16 protein-coding genes and 1 tRNA gene are annotated in these 16,459 nt (G+C 71.6%); 8 read left to right on the top strand and 9 right to left on the bottom strand.

Annotated elements, in window-relative coordinates; genetic code table 11:
* Nucleotides 1–31: 31 nt before the first annotated feature.
* From MPTA5024_RS16805 to MPTA5024_RS16825, 5 genes are all read right to left on the bottom strand, one after another.
* Nucleotides 32–1,147, bottom strand: coding sequence for an MFS transporter (locus MPTA5024_RS16805; RefSeq protein WP_084369740.1), 1,116 nt, complete (start codon nucleotides 1,145–1,147; stop codon nucleotides 32–34).
* Nucleotides 1,148–1,238: 91 nt separating this feature from the next.
* Entirely contained in the window at nucleotides 1,239–2,534 is a 1,296-nt protein-coding gene (locus MPTA5024_RS42250; protein WP_051458262.1) for a calcium:proton antiporter, read from the bottom strand.
* Nucleotides 2,535–2,680: 146 nt separating this feature from the next.
* On the bottom strand, nucleotides 2,681–3,556 hold the full coding sequence (locus MPTA5024_RS16815) for an NUDIX hydrolase (protein ID WP_036324992.1): 876 nt from the start codon (nucleotides 3,554–3,556) through the stop codon (nucleotides 2,681–2,683).
* A gap of 40 nt (nucleotides 3,557–3,596) precedes the next feature.
* Entirely contained in the window at nucleotides 3,597–3,845 is a 249-nt protein-coding gene (locus MPTA5024_RS16820; RefSeq protein ID WP_036324994.1) for a hypothetical protein, read from the bottom strand.
* 329 nt (nucleotides 3,846–4,174) lie between these two features.
* Nucleotides 4,175–4,960, bottom strand: a complete 786-nt coding sequence (locus MPTA5024_RS16825) for a M15 family metallopeptidase (RefSeq protein WP_036326478.1) — start codon at nucleotides 4,958–4,960, stop codon at nucleotides 4,175–4,177.
* Nucleotides 4,961–5,274: 314 nt separating this feature from the next.
* Here MPTA5024_RS16825 and MPTA5024_RS16830 point away from each other — a divergent pair, with 314 nt between their 5' ends.
* From MPTA5024_RS16830 to MPTA5024_RS16850, 5 genes are all read left to right on the top strand, one after another.
* Nucleotides 5,275–6,108 (top strand): prolipoprotein diacylglyceryl transferase, encoded by an 834-nt coding sequence (locus MPTA5024_RS16830; RefSeq protein WP_051458264.1) that lies wholly within the window; start codon nucleotides 5,275–5,277, stop codon nucleotides 6,106–6,108.
* A gap of 535 nt (nucleotides 6,109–6,643) precedes the next feature.
* Entirely contained in the window at nucleotides 6,644–6,934 is a 291-nt protein-coding gene (locus MPTA5024_RS40915; RefSeq protein ID WP_036326482.1) for a hypothetical protein, read from the top strand.
* 309 nt (nucleotides 6,935–7,243) lie between these two features.
* A complete protein-coding gene (locus MPTA5024_RS16840; protein WP_036324995.1) occupies nucleotides 7,244–8,812 on the top strand; it encodes a radical SAM protein in 1,569 nt (522 codons plus the stop codon).
* The gene (locus tag MPTA5024_RS43535; RefSeq protein WP_232326499.1) at nucleotides 8,809–9,246 is read left to right on the top strand and encodes a hypothetical protein; all 438 of its coding nucleotides are present in this window, start codon (nucleotides 8,809–8,811) and stop codon (nucleotides 9,244–9,246) included. The genes MPTA5024_RS16840 and MPTA5024_RS43535 overlap by 4 nt, the downstream gene beginning before the upstream one ends.
* A 246-nt stretch (nucleotides 9,247–9,492) precedes the next feature.
* A complete protein-coding gene (locus tag MPTA5024_RS16850) occupies nucleotides 9,493–10,674 on the top strand; it encodes an ATP-binding protein (protein WP_036324998.1) in 1,182 nt (393 codons plus the stop codon).
* A gap of 105 nt (nucleotides 10,675–10,779) precedes the next feature.
* On the opposite strand, the gene MPTA5024_RS16855 is transcribed toward MPTA5024_RS16850, so the two are convergent.
* Entirely contained in the window at nucleotides 10,780–11,595 is an 816-nt protein-coding gene (locus MPTA5024_RS16855) for a MauE/DoxX family redox-associated membrane protein (RefSeq protein ID WP_036325000.1), read from the bottom strand.
* Nucleotides 11,596–11,598: 3 nt separating this feature from the next.
* Nucleotides 11,599–12,537: a hypothetical protein gene (locus MPTA5024_RS16860; protein WP_036325001.1), complete on the bottom strand. Its 939-nt coding sequence runs from the start codon at nucleotides 12,535–12,537 to the stop codon at nucleotides 11,599–11,601.
* A gap of 287 nt (nucleotides 12,538–12,824) precedes the next feature.
* On the opposite strand from MPTA5024_RS16860, the gene MPTA5024_RS16865 reads away from it, so the two are divergent.
* Nucleotides 12,825–13,328 carry a SigE family RNA polymerase sigma factor gene (locus tag MPTA5024_RS16865; protein WP_036325003.1) on the top strand — a complete coding sequence of 168 codons (504 nt, stop codon included), beginning with the start codon at nucleotides 12,825–12,827 and terminating at the stop codon, nucleotides 13,326–13,328.
* Between the two features lie 25 nt (nucleotides 13,329–13,353).
* On the opposite strand, the gene MPTA5024_RS42255 is transcribed toward MPTA5024_RS16865, so the two are convergent.
* A complete protein-coding gene (locus MPTA5024_RS42255; RefSeq protein WP_051458266.1) occupies nucleotides 13,354–14,190 on the bottom strand; it encodes a thermonuclease family protein in 837 nt (278 codons plus the stop codon).
* Between the two features lie 264 nt (nucleotides 14,191–14,454).
* A complete protein-coding gene (locus MPTA5024_RS16875) occupies nucleotides 14,455–14,937 on the bottom strand; it encodes a MarR family winged helix-turn-helix transcriptional regulator (RefSeq protein WP_036325004.1) in 483 nt (160 codons plus the stop codon).
* Between the two features lie 100 nt (nucleotides 14,938–15,037).
* On the opposite strand from MPTA5024_RS16875, the gene MPTA5024_RS16880 reads away from it, so the two are divergent.
* Entirely contained in the window at nucleotides 15,038–15,601 is a 564-nt protein-coding gene (locus MPTA5024_RS16880) for a YceI family protein (RefSeq protein WP_036325006.1), read from the top strand.
* Between the two features lie 248 nt (nucleotides 15,602–15,849).
* A tRNA-Ser gene (locus MPTA5024_RS16885) sits at nucleotides 15,850–15,939 on the top strand.
* Nucleotides 15,940–16,459 lie beyond the last annotated feature (520 nt).

Consider the following 16,459-nt stretch of genomic DNA (forward strand, 5'->3'; position numbering starts at 1 on the left):
GGGCACGCTCGTGTCAGATGCGGCGTGCTTGTCAGACGCGGCGGGCCGCGACGGCCGTCAGGAGGTACGGCACGGCCGTGACCGAGAAGATCAGCCATGGCGGGGCCCAAGCCGACCCGGCGCCGTAGCCGGCGTAGACGCTCAGGGCGACCACCTCGGCGCCGAGCCCGGCCATCGAGGTCACGGTGGCGCGGGAGCCGTCCGCGATCCGATCCTGCAACCGGGCCTCGATCCCGGCGACCGCCCAGTGGACCACCCCGAACGCGGCCGCCACGAGCACGAACCCCTCCGGCCGCCGGACGGCCGCCCCCGCCGCGAGGCAGAGCGCGCCGGCCGCCAGAACGGGCGCGAGCGCGCGCGGCGCGCGCCCGGCCGCCCATCCCCCCGCCGTCATGCCCGCCGAGACCAGGAGCACGAGCAGCGGCACCGCCGGGGTGGCGACGCCGGTGGACTGCGCCAGCAGCGGGACGTACTCGTCCAGAGACCCGAGACCCGACACGACCGAGATCAGCAGCAGGGCCCGCCGTACCGGGACGGATCGCCGCACCTCGGCCAGGCCGTCGCGGAGAACGTCGAGGTAGCGTGCGCGGTCCTCCCGGCCCCGGCCCCTGGACTCGGGGAACGTGAGCCCGGCGGCCGCGCACAGCAGGCAGGCCAGCACGCTGGCCATACCGGCCGCCCGGTAGCCGCCGAAGGAGAGCACCGGCCCGGCCACGGCGCTCGCCGCCATGAACGCGGTGGTGCCGAGGGCGGTCGAACGGCCGATCAGGCGGGCGTAGGAGCCGGAGGCGCCCAGGCGATCGAGCTCCTCGTACACCAAGGCCTGCAGGGTGCCCGACCGTAGCGCGCTCCCCGCGCCCCACAGCACGAAGCCGAGCGCGAACGCCGGGTACGAGGGGAGGAACGTCCACAGGGCGTACCCGGACCCCGTCAGCAGGGGCGCGGCGACCAGGAGGCGCCGCCGGGAGAAGACGTCGGCCCACACGCCCGACGGGATCTCCAGCGCGAAGCCGGTGACCGACCAGATCGCGAACAGCGACGAGATCTCGCCGGGGGACAGCCCGGTGTCGGCGAACAGCAGGGCGTAGACCGGGTACAGGACGATGAAGTCCTCGAGGAACGCGTACGTGTAGAGCCGCGCCGCGATCCCCGACTCGGGTGAGCGTCAATGTCGCCACGTCATGCCCGCACCCTAAACCGCCTCCCGCCGCGCCGCGACACCATTTCGGCCGGCCGCCTCAGGGCCGCACGGCGAGGAACACGAACGCGGCGAGCAGCGTGAGGTGGACGGCGCCCTGGAGCAGGGTCGCCCGGCCCGGCACCACGGTCAGCGTGCCCACCGCGATGGTCAGGCCGAGCAGCACGACGTGGGTGGGGGCGAGGCCGAGGACCAGCGGGCCCGGCATCCACAGCGACGCCACGGCGATCACCGGGATGGTCAGCCCGATGCTCGCCATGGCCGACCCGAGGGCCAGGTTGAGGCTGGTCTGGATGCGGTCGCGGCGGGCCGCACGCACCGCCGCCAGGGTCTCCGGCAGCAGCACGAGCATGGCGATCACCACGCCGACCACCGGCTGGGGCAGCCCGGCCGTCTTCACGGCCACCTCGATCGACGGGGACTCGACCTTCGCCAGCCCGACCACGGCGACCAGCGCGAGCGGCAGCAGGACGAGGCTGGTCAGCGTCGCCTTCAGGGACGGCGGAACAGCGTGCCCGCCTCCCGCCACCGTGCCCCGCGTTCCTGCCGTCCCTCGTCTTCCTGTGGGCCCCCGAGTCCCTCCGGTCCCCGCCGTGGTGCCCCGCGTGCCTGCCGTCCCTCGGCTCCCGGCCGGCCCCCGTCCCGTCCCGCCTCTCGCCGCCGCGGTCCCGCCGGCACGCGGCCTCTCGGCGGTCTCTTCGTCGCCGTCCCTGTCGTCGTCCTCGACGGGGAGGAAGTAGTCGCGGTGGCGGACGGTCTGGGTGAGCACGAACAGGCCGTACAGCGCGAGGGAGACCACCCCGGCGAACGCCAGCTGTACCGGCGTGAACGCGGGCCCGGGGGAGCTCGTCGTGAACGACGGCAGGACGAGGCTGAGCGTGGCGAGGGTGGCCACGGTGGCCAGCGCCCCGCCCGTCCCCTCGGCGTTGAAGACGGCCAGCCGCCGCCGCAGGGCCCCGATCAGCAGCGACAACCCGAGGATGCCGTTGCAGGTGATCATGACGGCGGCGTAGACCGTGTCGCGGGCGAGGGACGCCGTCTGCGGGCCGCCGGACGCCATCAGGCTCACGATCAGCGCCACCTCGATGACCGTCACCGCGACCGCGAGGACCAGCGACCCGAACGGCTCGCCGACCCGGTGGGCGATCATCTCGGCGTGATGGACGGCCGCGAGGACGGCCCCCGCGAGGAACACGGCGGCCACCACCACCATGACCGGCGCGAGCGCCCGTCCCCAGGTCAGGGCGAGCGTGATCAGAGCGATCGCGGGGACGTAGAGCGTCCACCGCCACCGCAGCCATCGCGGCACTCTGATCTTGCTCCCGAAAACGCCCATATAGGAATTAAATGGACGCCAGGCAATCGGGTGAAACGCCGGACGAAGGCGAACGCCGTCTCCGGGACCTTCTTCCAGCCGCTGTCGGCGGTGAGCGCGGGCCGGTGATCTAGAGCTGATCGAGGTGCCGGGCGCGGGCCGGCGGTCTAGAGCTGGTCGAGGAGCCAGCGCGGGCCGGCGACCATCGCCCCGAGGGCGGTCACCCGCTCGCGCAGCTCGCGGTCGGCCGTGACCACCAGCACCTTCTCCCATGGCCTGGCCGCGCGCACGGCGTCCACGATGGCGTCGTCGCCGCTGCCGGGAGCCACGACGACCTCCACGCCCACGCCGGCCGGCCCGGGGTCGGCGGCTCGGGCCGCGGCCCCTTCGAGCACGACGACCAGCCGGGGGAACCACCGGGCCAGCTCGGGCAGGTGGTCGGGGTTGCGGGACAGGCCGTTCCGCGCGAGCGGCACGATCTCGTTGAGGAGCCGGTTGGCCGCGCCCGCCCGGTCCTTCCACCAGCCGTGCTCGGCCCGCGCGCCGATGATGTTCGCCATGTCGAGGACGACCACGAGCGGGGCGAGGGCCGGGCGAATGGTCGGCCAGGTGTGCGCGAACCCGGGATGCAGCTTCTTCGCCGTGACCTCGTCGGCGGCGACCCAGCGCAGGTCGATGCTCTCGGCGTTGGCCGGCGCCGCGTCCAGCAGGCCCTCGGCCTCGGCGATCACCGTCTCGAACGCCCAGCCGCCGTGGTCGTCGACGTACAGCCCCTGGATCCGCAGCAGGTCGGCGCGGAGCGCGGCCTCCTCCAGCGCCTCTCGCAGCGCGCCGGCGATCGCGTCCTCGTGGCTGTCGCGGGCGCCGCCCGGCAGGCCCCAGGTCCCTCCGTGATGGCTCCACCAGGCCCGCTTCTGCAGCAGGACGTACGGCATGCCGTCGAGCGTGTGGTGGACGGCGAGCAGGCCGGTCGCGCCGTGGAGTCCCCAGTGCTGGTGGCCGAGCCCGCACAGGGCCCAGCCGTCGCCGTCCTTCGCTGCCATGCCCTCATCTTGCCTCACCGCGCACAGGGTGAGCCGCCGCTCACCAGGCCTCGAGCGGCTCCTCTATCCCGGCCGCCAGGTCGAACAGCGTGACGCCGTCGTCGAGCCTGATCACCTGGATCTGTGTGCACAGCCCGGCGTCCCGCAGCCGCAGGGCGGCCTCGTACGCCTGCTCGGCCAGGTTGTAGCGGTCCGCCGTACCGCGCTCCTGGGCGGGCCGTAGGGAGCGGACCTCGTATCGGTCTCGCGGCCAGATCGGGGGAAGGGGACCTGAATGGAGCCAGCTCATGCGTCTCCTGTCACACACGTGTGGAGAAGCAGTTGACCCGTGGACGGTGTCTGATCGCCACCGTGTGATGGGCTCGATGGCCGATCGTTATGAAGTGGTAAGCGATCCTTCCAGGTCATAGCTCCCAGTCCCGTTAGCGTTTGAGCCCTCACTCGTGGTTCTCCTCGTCACAGGGGAATCAGGAGTCGCCATATTCGGATAGACGCCCGCTTCCTTCCGGCCGGAGGAGCGGGCGTTCGTTCTTTCCCGGCCGGTTCCTCCGCTCGTGCTTCTCCCCGCGGCTCCACCGCTCGTGGGCCGCGCCCCTTACGGCGGCGTGGACAGGCCGTTCACCGTCCATTGGACGAGAAGTGCTGGAAGTCCTTGGCGCCGGACCAGGACCCGCCCCAGCCCCAGCCGATGCCGTCGAAGGTCCGCACCACGAAGTCGCCGGCGTTGACGACGCCCGGCTTCTTCAACGGCCGCTCGACGAACCCCGTGGCGTTCTTGTGCGCGTGGGAGCCGTCGGCGTAGACGTACGGGTTCTCCCGCGGGTTGAGGTCGACGGCCAGGCCGTACGCGTGCTGGGACCAGCTGCTCGACCCGGTCGCGCTGCGGCAGTTGAACGCCGAGGTGTTGTCGGCGTCGATCGAGTCGTAGTCGCTGCCCTTGTAGACGTCGACGGACTCCATCCGGCGGATCGGGTAGCGGTGGTCGTACAGCTTGCCGAAGACGGACACCAGGTCGTCCGCGGCCGACTTGTTGACCACCAGCTCACCCGTGTGGCTCTTGTCGTCGAAGCCCCAGTAGGTCATGGTGATCTTCCTCAGGTCGCCCACGGAGACCGGGCAGCCCTCGTGCCACGAGTACCTGACCTCGGCCCGTGACACCTTCCCGATCTTCGCGGAGAACGGCGGCGGGACGGTGGGGCGCGGCGTCGCCGACTCCGTGGGCGGGGCGGCCGTGGGCGGGGCGGGCGTCGCCGAACCCGGAGGTGTCGCCGTCGCCGTTCCGGGAGTCGTGGCGGACGCGGCAGGCGGCGACTCGACCGGAGCCGCCGCGGGCGAGGCGGCGGCATCGGGCGCCGTGGCGCCGGCGCCGCACGCCGTGGCCAGGCCCGCGAGAACCGTCGCCACCACCGCTGACCTGGGATTCCTTAAGGAAGCCATACGCGCAGAGTACCCGCGCCCGTCACCTGAGGAGCCGCTTCCGCCGCCCCTGTGGAAAACCTCGCCGTTCCGAGCGGTCCCCGGAAATCGCCGTCGCGCGTCCCTCCAGTCTCACGGCTGCGCGGATGGCGTGCCCTCGCCGGGAAATCCCGGACGCATTATGGGCCACTCGCCGTTCCCGGGAAGCGGATCGCCGTTCGGAGTAGTCGCCGAAAGGGGACGGGGAAAGCCGTCCATCTTTGGGGATCGGAAACGTCGGAGGGCGCCGCTATGGTGGCGTCGTGATTCCGGAGCTGCGTTTCGGCGGATTGGCGGTGCCGACCCACGACTTCTTCGTGGGGCTCGCCGTCGTCGTCGCGGCCGTGGTGTTCGTGCTGGAGGCGCGGCGCCGGGGCGCGCTCCGGGAGGAGTCGCTCGTCGCCGTGGCCGGAGCGCTCGTGGGCGGCGCCATCGGCATGCGCCTGTCCGGCTGGGCCGAGCACCTCGACTTCTCGCTGAACCCCAGCCTTCTCGAGGCATGGATGTTCGGCTCGCGCAGCATCCTCGGCGGCCTGACCGGGGCGTACGCGGGGGTGCTGATCGCCAAGAGGCTCATCGGCTACCGGGAGCGCACGGGTGACCTGTTCGCCCCGGCCGTCGCCGTCGGCATGGCCGTCGGCCGCGTCGGCTGCTTCCTCACCGAGGCTCCCGGCCGCCCGACGAGCCTCCCCTGGGGCATCCACGCCCCGGCCACCGTGCCCGAGTGCCCCGGCTGCCTGGCCGGGCAGGCCATGCACCCCTCGTTCCTGTACGAGATCGCCTTCCAGCTCGCGGCGTTCGCGGCCGTTCTGTGGGCGAGGAGCCGCGTCAGCCGGCCGGGCGAGCTGTTCACGCTGTACGTAGGCGCGTACGCGGTGTTCCGCTTCCTCGTCGAGTTCACCAGGGCCAACGAGACGGTCTGGCTCGACCTCACCCGTCCGCAGTGGTTCCTCATCCCCGGCCTGCTGCTGGTCGCCCTGCGACTCCGCAAGGGCTACCGGAACGGCTACTACGACCGCCTCCTCGGCCGTCCCGGCCCCGTCTCCGCCGCCTCCCGGGGTTACCTTTCCGGCCACGTCCGTGAGGAGACGGCGTGACCGAGCCAGCCGGCAGCCACGACGTCCGCCGGGCGACCGTTCCGGTGCGGCGTGAGGAGGAGTCGTGACCACACCCCCCGAGCACCCCGACGACGACTCGCGGGGCGGGCAGTGGCCCCCGCCCGACGGGCCGCTTCACCGGCCGCCGGCTGAGCCGTACGGCTCCCCGGGAGGTGGCGGCGGCCCGGCAGCGGGTGGGCCTGCCGGCCCTGGTGGGAGCGGGCAGGGCGGGAGCGGTAGACCAGGCGGCCCGGGCGAATCCGGCGGCCCCGGCGGCCCGGGCGAATCCGGCGGCCCCGGCGGGCCTGGTGGGTCCGGTGGACCTGCAGGACCGTGGGGATTCGCTGGACCTTCAGGGCCGGGTGGGCCTTCGGGCCCCGGTGGGCCTCCGGGACCGGGTGGGCCTCCGGGACCCGGTGGGCCGGGCGGGCCACATCAGCCGCCCGGATGGCCGCCTGGAGGGCCGCATAACCCGCAGGGATGGGGGCCTCCGCCGCCCCCTCCGCCGTCCTCCTCGACCGGGGTCGTGGTCGGCATGACCTTCCTCGGCTTCGGCGTCTTCCTGGTCGTCAACCTGGCGGCGTTCCTGCTCACGCTCGCCGTGGCCGACGGCGTGGGGAGCAACGAGGAGGTCGTCGTCGGCGTGGCCGCCGCGCTGCTGGCCCTGCTCGCCCTCGGCGGCGGATTCCTGCTGATCCGGCTGCGCAAGCCGTGGACCAGAGGGCTCGGCCTCGGCCTGATGATCGGATGGGCGCTGATGTCGATCGTCTCGGCCGGCTTCTGCACCGGCCTCAACCCGGAGATCTACTCGGGCGGCACCCTGTGACGCCGCGACGCCATCGCGCGGGCCCGCCGGCCCACGCGAGCGGACCCCCGAGCGGCACGAGCCGGTTCGACGGCCGGCCGAGGCCGACTCCGGCATGTGCCGATTCGTCGGCCCCGACGCGGGCGGTATCCCGTACGAGCCGATTTGTCGGCCCGACGCAGGCGGAATCGCGTACGAGTCGATCGGTCGGCCGGCGCAGGCCGACTGTGACACGACCCGATTCGTCGCCCGACATGTGCGGGCTCCTCGCGTGACACGAACGGACCGGTCGACACGAGCGCACCCCTCGACCGACACGATTGGACGGCCATGACGACCGGCATGCCCCTGCGCGGCGACCGCCTGCTCCGCTATGTCAACGCGTTCTGCCCGCGCTGCCATGACGAGCGGCCGGACCGGCCACTGGACGACGTGCCGCGCCTGTCCGGCTGGCTGGCCGAGCGCGACGGCCGGGTCTACCTCGAACGCGGCTGCCGCACCCATGGCCTGGTCCGCACCCTCTACGACGAGGACCCGGAGATCCTCGCCTACCTGGAGGAGTGGACCGCGCCCACCAAGGCCCACCTGCCCGACGTGCCGGGCAACTTCGACCCCGTCCCCTCGGCGTACCTGCGCGGGCTGCCCGAGATGCAGACCCAGCACACCTGCATCCTCCTGGAGGACATCGCCGAGGCGTGCAACCTGCGCTGCCCGACCTGTTTCACCGAGTCGTCGCCCGACCTGCGGGGCGTCGTCCCGGTCCACGAGGTGCTCGCCAACGTCGACCAGCGCCTCGCCCGCGAGAACGGCCGCCTCGACGTGCTCATGCTCAGCGGCGGCGAGCCGACCCTGCACCCCGAGCTCCCGCTGCTGCTGTCCGAGCTCGTCGCCCGGCCGGTCACCCGCATCCTGATCAACACGAACGGCCTGCTGATCGCCCGCGACGACGCCCTGCTCGACCTGCTGACCGAGCACCGCGAGCGGGTGGAGGTGTACCTGCAGTACGACGGGACGTCGGCCGAGGCGTCCCGGCACCACAGAGGCGGCGACCTGAGGCGGCTCAAGGCCCAGACGGTCGCGCGGCTGTCGGAGCGGGAGATCTTCACGACGCTCGTCATGACCGCCGCCCTCGGTGTGAACGACGGCGAGATCGGCGACGTCGTGCGGCTCGCCCTCGACACGCCGTACATCGGCGGGGTGTCGATCCAGCCGCAGTTCGGCTCGGGACGGTCGGGCGTCATCGACCCCCTCGACCGGCTCACCCACACCGGCGTCCTGAAGCGCCTGGGCCCTCAGACCGACGGCCTGGTCACCTGGCGCGACCTCACCGCCTTGCCGTGCTCCCATCCCCACTGCTGCTCGGTCGGCTACATGATCAGGGACGACGCCGACCGGTGGCGGTCGCTCACCGCCCTGATCGGCCACGACCGCCTCAAGGAGAACCTCGGGCTCGTCTCCAACCGCATCGCCGACTCCGAGATCCCGCGGCAGCTCCGCATGGCCGTCCAGGAGTCGCTGCTCGGCCTGCTGTCGGAGCAGTCGTCGCTGTCGCACCCCGAGATCGGCACGCTGTGGCGCGACATCTGCGAGAACTGCGACCTCGGCCTGACCACCCTGCTGACGCTTGCGTCCTCGGCCCTGCCCGGACGGCGCCGGCGGCTGCGGCGCCTGCTCGGCGAACGCGTGGTGCGCATCACGGTCAAGCCGTTCATGGACATGTCGACGATGCTGGAGGAACGCCTCATCCAGTGCTGCGTGCACGTCGGCACCCGCTCCGACCAGGACCAGTGCGCGCCGTTCTGCGCCGTCCAGGCGTGGCCGGCCCTGTCGCGGCAGCGCCTGTCCGCCGTCGCCGCGGCCGATCCCGGCGTACGGCTCCCGCTCGTGGAGATCACATGACGCCCGAACCCCCCAGGGGCGTGGCGTACGAACAGGCCATGGCGAGCGCCGCCGGCACTCCGACCGGTACCGCCGTAACGGGCGCTGCTCCGACCGGCGCTGCTCCGACCGGCGCTGCTCCGACCGGCGCGGCTTCGACTGGTGCGGCTTCGGCGGGTGCGGAGGAGACCGGCGCTGGGGCGGCCGGCGCCGCGCCGTACGACCCGTTGCGGCTGTGCGTCTACACGACGGTCGCGCTGCTGGCCTGGCTGCTCGGACCGTGGGCCGTGCTCGGCTTCGCGGTCCTCGGACTGGTGGGCTACGCCAGGGCGCGCCGGGCCGGGCTCACCCGGAGCAGGTGCCTAATGCGCGACACGCGGCTGGTGCTGACCTATCTCGCCGTCATCGCGGCCGTGGCCGTAGCGGCCCTGGTCATCCGGTATCTGCCGCACTAAACGACGGCCTTTGCCGGAGCTTTTCGGCGGAAAGCCTCGCGCACATGTTCGATGTCGCGCTACAGTCTTGGCCATCGGATCGAACACGGGTTCGGTCTCGTCTCGCCAGGTAAGGGGTGTGTGATGGCTGTGCTGGCGACGTCGGCTCCGGCCCGGTGCGCGCCCCTTCGCCCGCGGGCGACACGCCGTAGCTCTTTCTACGGAAATCTACGACGGCCGCTATATCCCGTCATAAAGTCCGAGAGCGTGGACCCCGTGCGCAACCCCTACGCCCCCGGCGCGGGGCAGCGGCCGCCCGAGCTCGCCGGGCGCGATCGCGAGCTTCAGCAGTTCGAGATCGTCCTGGAGCGGGTCGCCCGCGGACGCCCCGAGCGGAGCATGGTCCTGACCGGCCTCCGCGGAGTCGGCAAGACCGTCCTGCTCAACACCTTCAAATCCATGGCCATGCAGCGGCTGTGGGGCACCGGGAAGATCGAGGCCCGGCCCGACCAGTCGATCCGGCGCCCGGTCGCCGCCGCGCTGCACATGGCCGTCCGAGAGCTCGCCCCCCGGCACCGCGCGCCCGAGCGCATCGAGGAGTTCCTCGGCGTGCTCAAGGCGTTCGCGATGCGCGACCCGGCCGCCGCGAAGGGCACCTCCCACTGGTCGCCCGGCATCGACGTGCCGGCGGCGCGCGGCCGCGCCGACTCCGGCGACCTGGAGATCGACCTGACCGAGTTGTTCGTCGACGCCGCCGGCGTGGCGACCGACCTCGGCGTCGGCATCGCGCTGTTCATCGACGAGATGCAGGACGTGCAGGCGCCCGACATCTCGGCCCTGTGCGCCGCGTGCCACGAGCTGTCGCAGAACGGCGGCCCGCTCATCGTGGTCGGCGCGGGCCTGCCCCACCTGCCGAGCGTGCTGTCCGCGAGCAAGAGCTACTCCGAGCGGCTCTTCCGCTACGCCCGGATCGACCGTCTTGATCGGGAGGCCGCCGATCTCGCCCTGATCGTCCCGGCCGAGCGGGAGGACGTGGAGTTCACCCCCGAGGCGCTCGACGCCCTGTACGAGGCGGCCGACGGCTACCCCTACTTCGTCCAGGCGTACGGCAAGGTGGCCTGGGACCTGGCGCCCGGGAGTCCGATCACCGCCGACGACATCAAGGTGTCGGCCCCCGAGGCCGAGGAGGAACTGGCCGTCGGCTTCTTCGGCAGCCGCTACGAGCGAGCCACCCCCGCCGAGCGCGACTACATGCACGCCATGGCCCAGCTGGGCGACGACCCCGTCCCCACGGCGGACGTCGCCGAGGCCCTGGGCCGCAAGCCGTCCAGTCTGTCCCCGGCGAGGGACAGCCTCATCAAGAAAGGCCTCATCTACAGCGCGGAGCGCGGCGTGATCGGCTTCACCGTGCCGCACTTCGGGAGGTTCCTGCGCGCCCAGCCGCTGTAGCCGGGCCGCCCATCGACCTCTCTACGGCTTTCTAGAGGGGAAGCTAGAGAGCCGTAGAGAGCTGAATTCCGCTGCCTCGATGCAGGAATCTATGCCTGTATAGCGTCAGGCCGATACAGGCATAGATTCCTGCAGAGAGGCCGGTGGCCCGTCCGGGGTGACGAGGGCCGCCCTGACAGTGGGCCGCCGTCCGCTCAGGTAGACGGCGAAGACGACCTCCGCGCCGTTCCGTGCGGGGAAGACGAAGAACCGCCAGCACAGCTCGCGCCACATGTCCGCCGGCTCGTGCGACTCCAGCAGCACGGCATGGGTGCGCCAGGCCGAGCTGGCCCGCAGGCGCGACAGCGCCCGCTCGGGAGGCAGCGGCCGCAGCTCGCACGGCGCGCGGTACCGCAGCCGCGCCAGGCTCTCCTCCAGTTCGGGAGAGAGCGCGAGCAGCAGGACGACGATCCCGCCGAGCGAGGCGGCGAACGCCCACGAGATGCCGGCCACGACGTCGGCTCCGGTCGTGCCCGCGACCGCCACGGCCACCGCCGCCGCCGTGAGCACGGCCGCCCGCAGGATCGAGCGGATGCCGACCGGGGCCGCGCTGACCTCGCCGAAGCAGCCGCATCCGACGTCCGGGCGCCGCCGTCGCAGGTCCCGCAGGACGTACGTCGCGACCGCGAAGAACGCGACCGGCAGCCAGCGCGCGGCCGGGTGGTCGACGGCGACCAGCCCCACGGCCAGGCCGAGCTCCCCGCAGGCACAGATGATCATTGCCGGTTTCACGAATCGTTCCGGCGCGAGCACGGCGGGGCCGAGACGCCCCAGGGCGCCGGGCGTGCCGTCGCCTCCCGCCGTGCCGATCTTCGCCACGCCGCCGAGGAGCAGCATGACCACGAGAACGGGCAGCGCTGCCGCCGCGATGGTCGAGAGCACGGGTCACCCCAATCCGATGCGGGCGTTGAAGCACCCCTTGATCAAGTCGCCGCCGAGTTCCACGTACGCGGCGGCGGACAGTTCGACGATCCGGCCGCGCGGCGACGTCCCGCACTCCAGGCACCGGTCGCAGAAGCGCCCGGTGACGCAGCCGCAGGCCACGATCGGCAGCGCGTCGGCGCGTCCGTCGCACACGTTCCGGACGTACAGGGTCGAGCCGAGCGCGAGGTACGGCAGGCCGGCGCAGGAGACGCCGGCGTCGGCGCACCCGGTGTCGGACGTCTCCAGCATCGGGTAGGCGACGCCCCGCTCGGGAAGGTCGCCCCAGACGGCCGTGCCGGAGATCTTCGACTGCACCCCCCGGTACGCCGGAGGCGGCGCGGGCACCGCGGCGGCCCGATATGGGGGCTGGGAGGTCGCGGGGAGCAGCGCGAGCGGGGCGCCGCCGTCGACCATCCCGATGGCGTCGAAGAGGTAGCCCGGTTCGAGCTGTGGATGCCGCACCCGGATGCGCCCGGAGGAGCGGTACGGCACCGTGATGGACCGTTCCCCGCGATGGGCGCCCATGTCCAGGACGATCGTCAGGTCCCGCCGGCCGGTGACCGCTTTGATCGTGCCGGTGAGCCGGGTGGCGTCGGCCCAGATCCGCTCGGCCACCGTGCCCGCCTTCAGCGCCCGGATCACAACCCGCGCCCCGGCCGGGAGGTCCGCGGGGGCGACGGGGCCGCCCCGCCACGCGGTGGCCCAGGGCGCGATGACCAGGCGCCGCTGGCCGCCCGCGGCGTCCTCGACGATGATCAGATGAGGGCTGACGTCGAGGATCACCCCGGTAACCGCGTCGAACGGCACCCCGTCGTCCGCGCTCAGCCGCGGCGGCTCGGCGTCCCGCCCGAGCGCCGCCGCCGCGAGCACCCGCCGTCGTTCCACACTCCGGTACGGCATGGCCCCTCCCACGTGACCAGCCTCACATGCCGAACGGAGCGGGCGGAGTGGAATTCCCGGCAATGGTCACATGCGGGAGCAATATTCCTCCTCACAGTGGAAGCCATATCTCCCACTTCAGGGCAAACCAGTGCCCGCGGCAGGAAAGGCTCCCGCGCCGGGCGCGCCACCGAGCTTGCGGGGTCTTTGCTGTAGGTGGTGCGAAACCTGGATTTCGGTTCAGCCGGATTCTGGGGCCTGGCTGCCATTCTGGCACGAGATGCCTCTCAGGCCGGGTTGGTGATCGCATGATCGTGAACCATGAGGAGTTCCGCGCGTACGTGGTGTCCCGCGGGGCGGCCTTGCTGCGCGTCGCCAACCAGCTGACCGGCAACCCCTGCGACGCCGAGGACCTGCTCCAGGCCGCCCTGGCCAAGACCTACCTGGCCTGGGACCGGATCAAGGACCCGTCGTCCCTCGACAGCTACGTGCGCCGGGCCATGGTGAACATCAACATCTCCTGGTGGCGCCGCCGCAAGATCGAGGAGTACCCGTCCGACGAGCTTCCCGACGTCGTGGTCCAGTACGACCACCGGCACCGGTACGACGAGCTGGAGCAGGCGCTCGACCGGCTCCCCCTCCGCCAGCGCACCGCCATCGTGCTGCGCTACTACGAGGACATGAGCGAGCCGGAGATCGCCAGGACGCTCGGCATCAGCGTGGGCACCGTGAAGAGCTCGGTCTCGCGGGGGATGGCCAAGCTCCGCGGCGACCTCGTGGTCCGGGCCGCCGCCGGCGAGCACGTGAACTGACCCCCGGCCCTCAGGTCTCGCAGACTCAGGTCTCGCAGACGATCCCGTCGCTGTCGGCGTCCACGTACCAGTCGTACTCGGGGTCGACGCCGCGGTGGTACGGCCCGTACCCGGCGTCGTTCGCCTCCTGGCAGGTGCCGAAGCGGGGGTCGGTGCCGCCGGACGGCGAGGGGCTCGGCGACGGGCTGGGCGTGGGGGTGCCGGTGGTCTGGGGAGCCGGCTCCGGCGTCGCGGACGTGCCGGGCGGCGCGGGCGAGGGGTCCATCGGCTCGACGGGGGCGGGCGACAGGGCGGCGTCCCCCGCGCCGGGCGGGGTGTCCAGCGCGTCACGACGGTCGTAGGTGTCGGGCGCCCAGCACGGTCCCGACCACATCCCCCGCCGCTCGGACTGCGCCCTGAGCTGCTCGGCGAACTGCCAGTCGGTGTACGCGTGCTCCGGGTAGTACGCCACGGCCTGCGCGTAGCCGTTCCTGACGAGGTCGCCGTTCACGTACGCGCCCTTGGCGGTCCAGGTGTACAGGAGGTAGCGCCCGTCATCCCCCGCCCGCTCCTTGCCGGGCAGGACGTAGGCGGCCTTGCCCACGGGCAGCAGCGCGGACAGCCGCGCGAGCGCGTTCTCGTACCAGCACCAGCCCTGCTCCGGGGCGTCGGCCTCCAGCAGGCCCACCCGTACGGTCACGCCCTTGGCGGTGACGACGTCGAACGTGTCGCCGTCCACGATCTTCTTGACCTTCACCTCGACGGCGTCCTTGGGGACGGTCTTGGGTCGGGTGGCCGCTCCCGCGGGAGCGGCGGTGGCGACGGGGATCGCGAGGGTGACGACGGCGGCCAGGACGGCGAGGGCGCGTGGGAGGGCACGCACGGGAGCTCCAGGGGGATCGGCGGCGTTTTCGGGGGGATAACGGAGTCCATCAGATATTGATCGTCTTCGCTACCCCAACTGCCCGTTTAATCCTCTATGTCCGATAGCCGGTACGGCGAAGAGCGTGCACGCGCGTGCCGCCCGCGGGAGTGCGTGGCCGGCCCGGGTGTGCTGCTGCGTGCTGTGGTGGCGTGCGGCGGGGTGTGGGGTGCGCGGGGTGTGCGGCGCGGGGACGCCGGTCGGGCCGAGTCTTGCAGGGGTCCCTCAGGAGGCGTCGACGCGCTGCTGCACGCCCGCGGTCGCGCAGGGCCGTACGACGTCGCGGATCCGGCGCAGGGTCGCGAGGAAGGCGTCCAGCTCCTCCGGCGTCAGCAGCCCGGTGAACCAGGTCTCGATGTCCTCGATGTGCCGGGGGAGCACGCGCTCGAGGCGTTCGGCCCCCGCCTCGCTGAGGACGGCGAACGACGCGCGGCGGTCGGTCGCGCACGCGTGCCGCTCGACCAGGCCCTCGCGCTCCAGCCGGTCGACGACGCGGGTGATCCCGCTCGTGGACAACGACGTCTGGGCTGCGAGGTCGCTCATGCGCAGTCGCCGCTCGGGCGACCGGGCGAGCCGGATGAGGGTCTCGAAGTCGACCTCTGAGAGCTTGGCGGCGGCGAAGCTGGCTGCCGACTTGGCCGACAGCCCCGCGTACACCTCCGCCAGCAGGCCCATCGCCGTGAGCCGTGGGTCGTCGAATGTGTCCATGAGCAAAGTCTACGGGACGATAGTTGACGCGCGGAATACTTCTCGTGTAGACAGTTGTTGGCGCAGACATCCGCACAGCAAATACTTCAGGAGAGCAGCCATGAGCATCCGTGAGTGGGAAGGCCTCAAGATCCCGACCGCCGGTGAGTTCGCCCTGGACAAGGCGCACTCCCGCGTGGGCTTCGTCGTCAAGCACATGATGGTCAGCAAGGTTCGCGGCCACTTCGACGACTTCGACGGCAAGATCGTGATCGGCGAGAACCCGCTCGACTCGAGCGTCGAGGCCGTCATCAAGGCCGGCACCATCAGCACCGGTGTCGCCGACCGCGACGGCCACCTGCGCAGCGACGACTTCCTCAGCGCCGACAAGTTCCCCGAGCTCACCTTCCGCAGCAAGCGTGTCGTGAAGCACTCCGGTGACGAGTTCGTCCTGGTCGGCGACCTCACCATCCGCGACGTCACCAAGGAGGTCGAGCTCAAGGTCGAGTTCGGCGGCGCCGGGACCAACCCCTGGGGCCAGGAGCTGTTCGGCTTCTCCGCCGAGACCGAGATCGACCGCGAGGCGTTCGGCCTGACCTGGAACCAGGCCCTGGAGACCGGCGGCGTCCTGGTCGCCAGGAAGGTCAAGATCGAGATCGAGGGCGAGGCCGTCCGCCAGGCCTGACCTCCACGCCCTCCCGGGCACGACGTTGTGCCCCCGGCGTTCACGGTCCGCACACAGCCCTTGTCCACACCCTGTGGACAAGGGCTGTGCACTGATCACAGAATGGTTGCGGCCATCGAGGGCACAGCTCGCTGTGGCACCGGTCGCTGCCCTGTGACCTGGGATCGGATCGTGGACGCGCCCGGCGGGGATTCCGCTTTGCCGCCTTGCACGATCGCCGGTACGCTGTGCTGAGCAACGCGCTACCAGGAGGCTTCGCCTAGTCAGGTCTATGGCGCCGCACTGCTAATGCGGTTTGGGTCTCAAGCCCATCCGGGGTTCAAATCCCCGAGCCTCCGCACTTCAAAGCCCCTCTCGCCCAGTACGGCGAGAGGGGCTTTTTGATCTCCATGTGGCTCTGGTTGCAGTTCCAGTTGGGAGGAACGGGGACCAGTTGAGGGACATGCGAAGACGGGCTTGCCCCTCTGTCGTCGCCCCGCTGCCGCGCTCCGAGCCTGCCCACGGATGCGGGTGCACGGACTGCAGATCAACTCCTGGTCATCCTCGGCAGCGTCAAGTACGAGGAGCCTATGTGGCTCGTCACCGTCTGGCGCTCGGTTATGCCAGTGGATATGCTCGCAGACGACGTCTTTGAGTATTTCGGACATCCCTGTTGAGGAGTCCTGCTCGGTGGAAGAACGTAGGGCTCGCTCCAACGGGTCTGTTTCACTTCGGGTTGAGATCGGTCTAGAGCCGTGGGGGTTGCCGGAAGAGGTCGCCCAAGCCGCCATCCTTCTGCGACGGGACCTTCTGCAACTCGACGTTCTGGCCGTCGAGGCGATTCCCAGTGCTCCGCCCGAAGGTGCGAAAGGTGTTGAC

The organism is Microbispora sp. ATCC PTA-5024 (assembly GCF_000511135.2).
Classification (GTDB): Bacteria; Actinomycetota; Actinomycetes; order Streptosporangiales; family Streptosporangiaceae; genus Microbispora; species Microbispora corallina.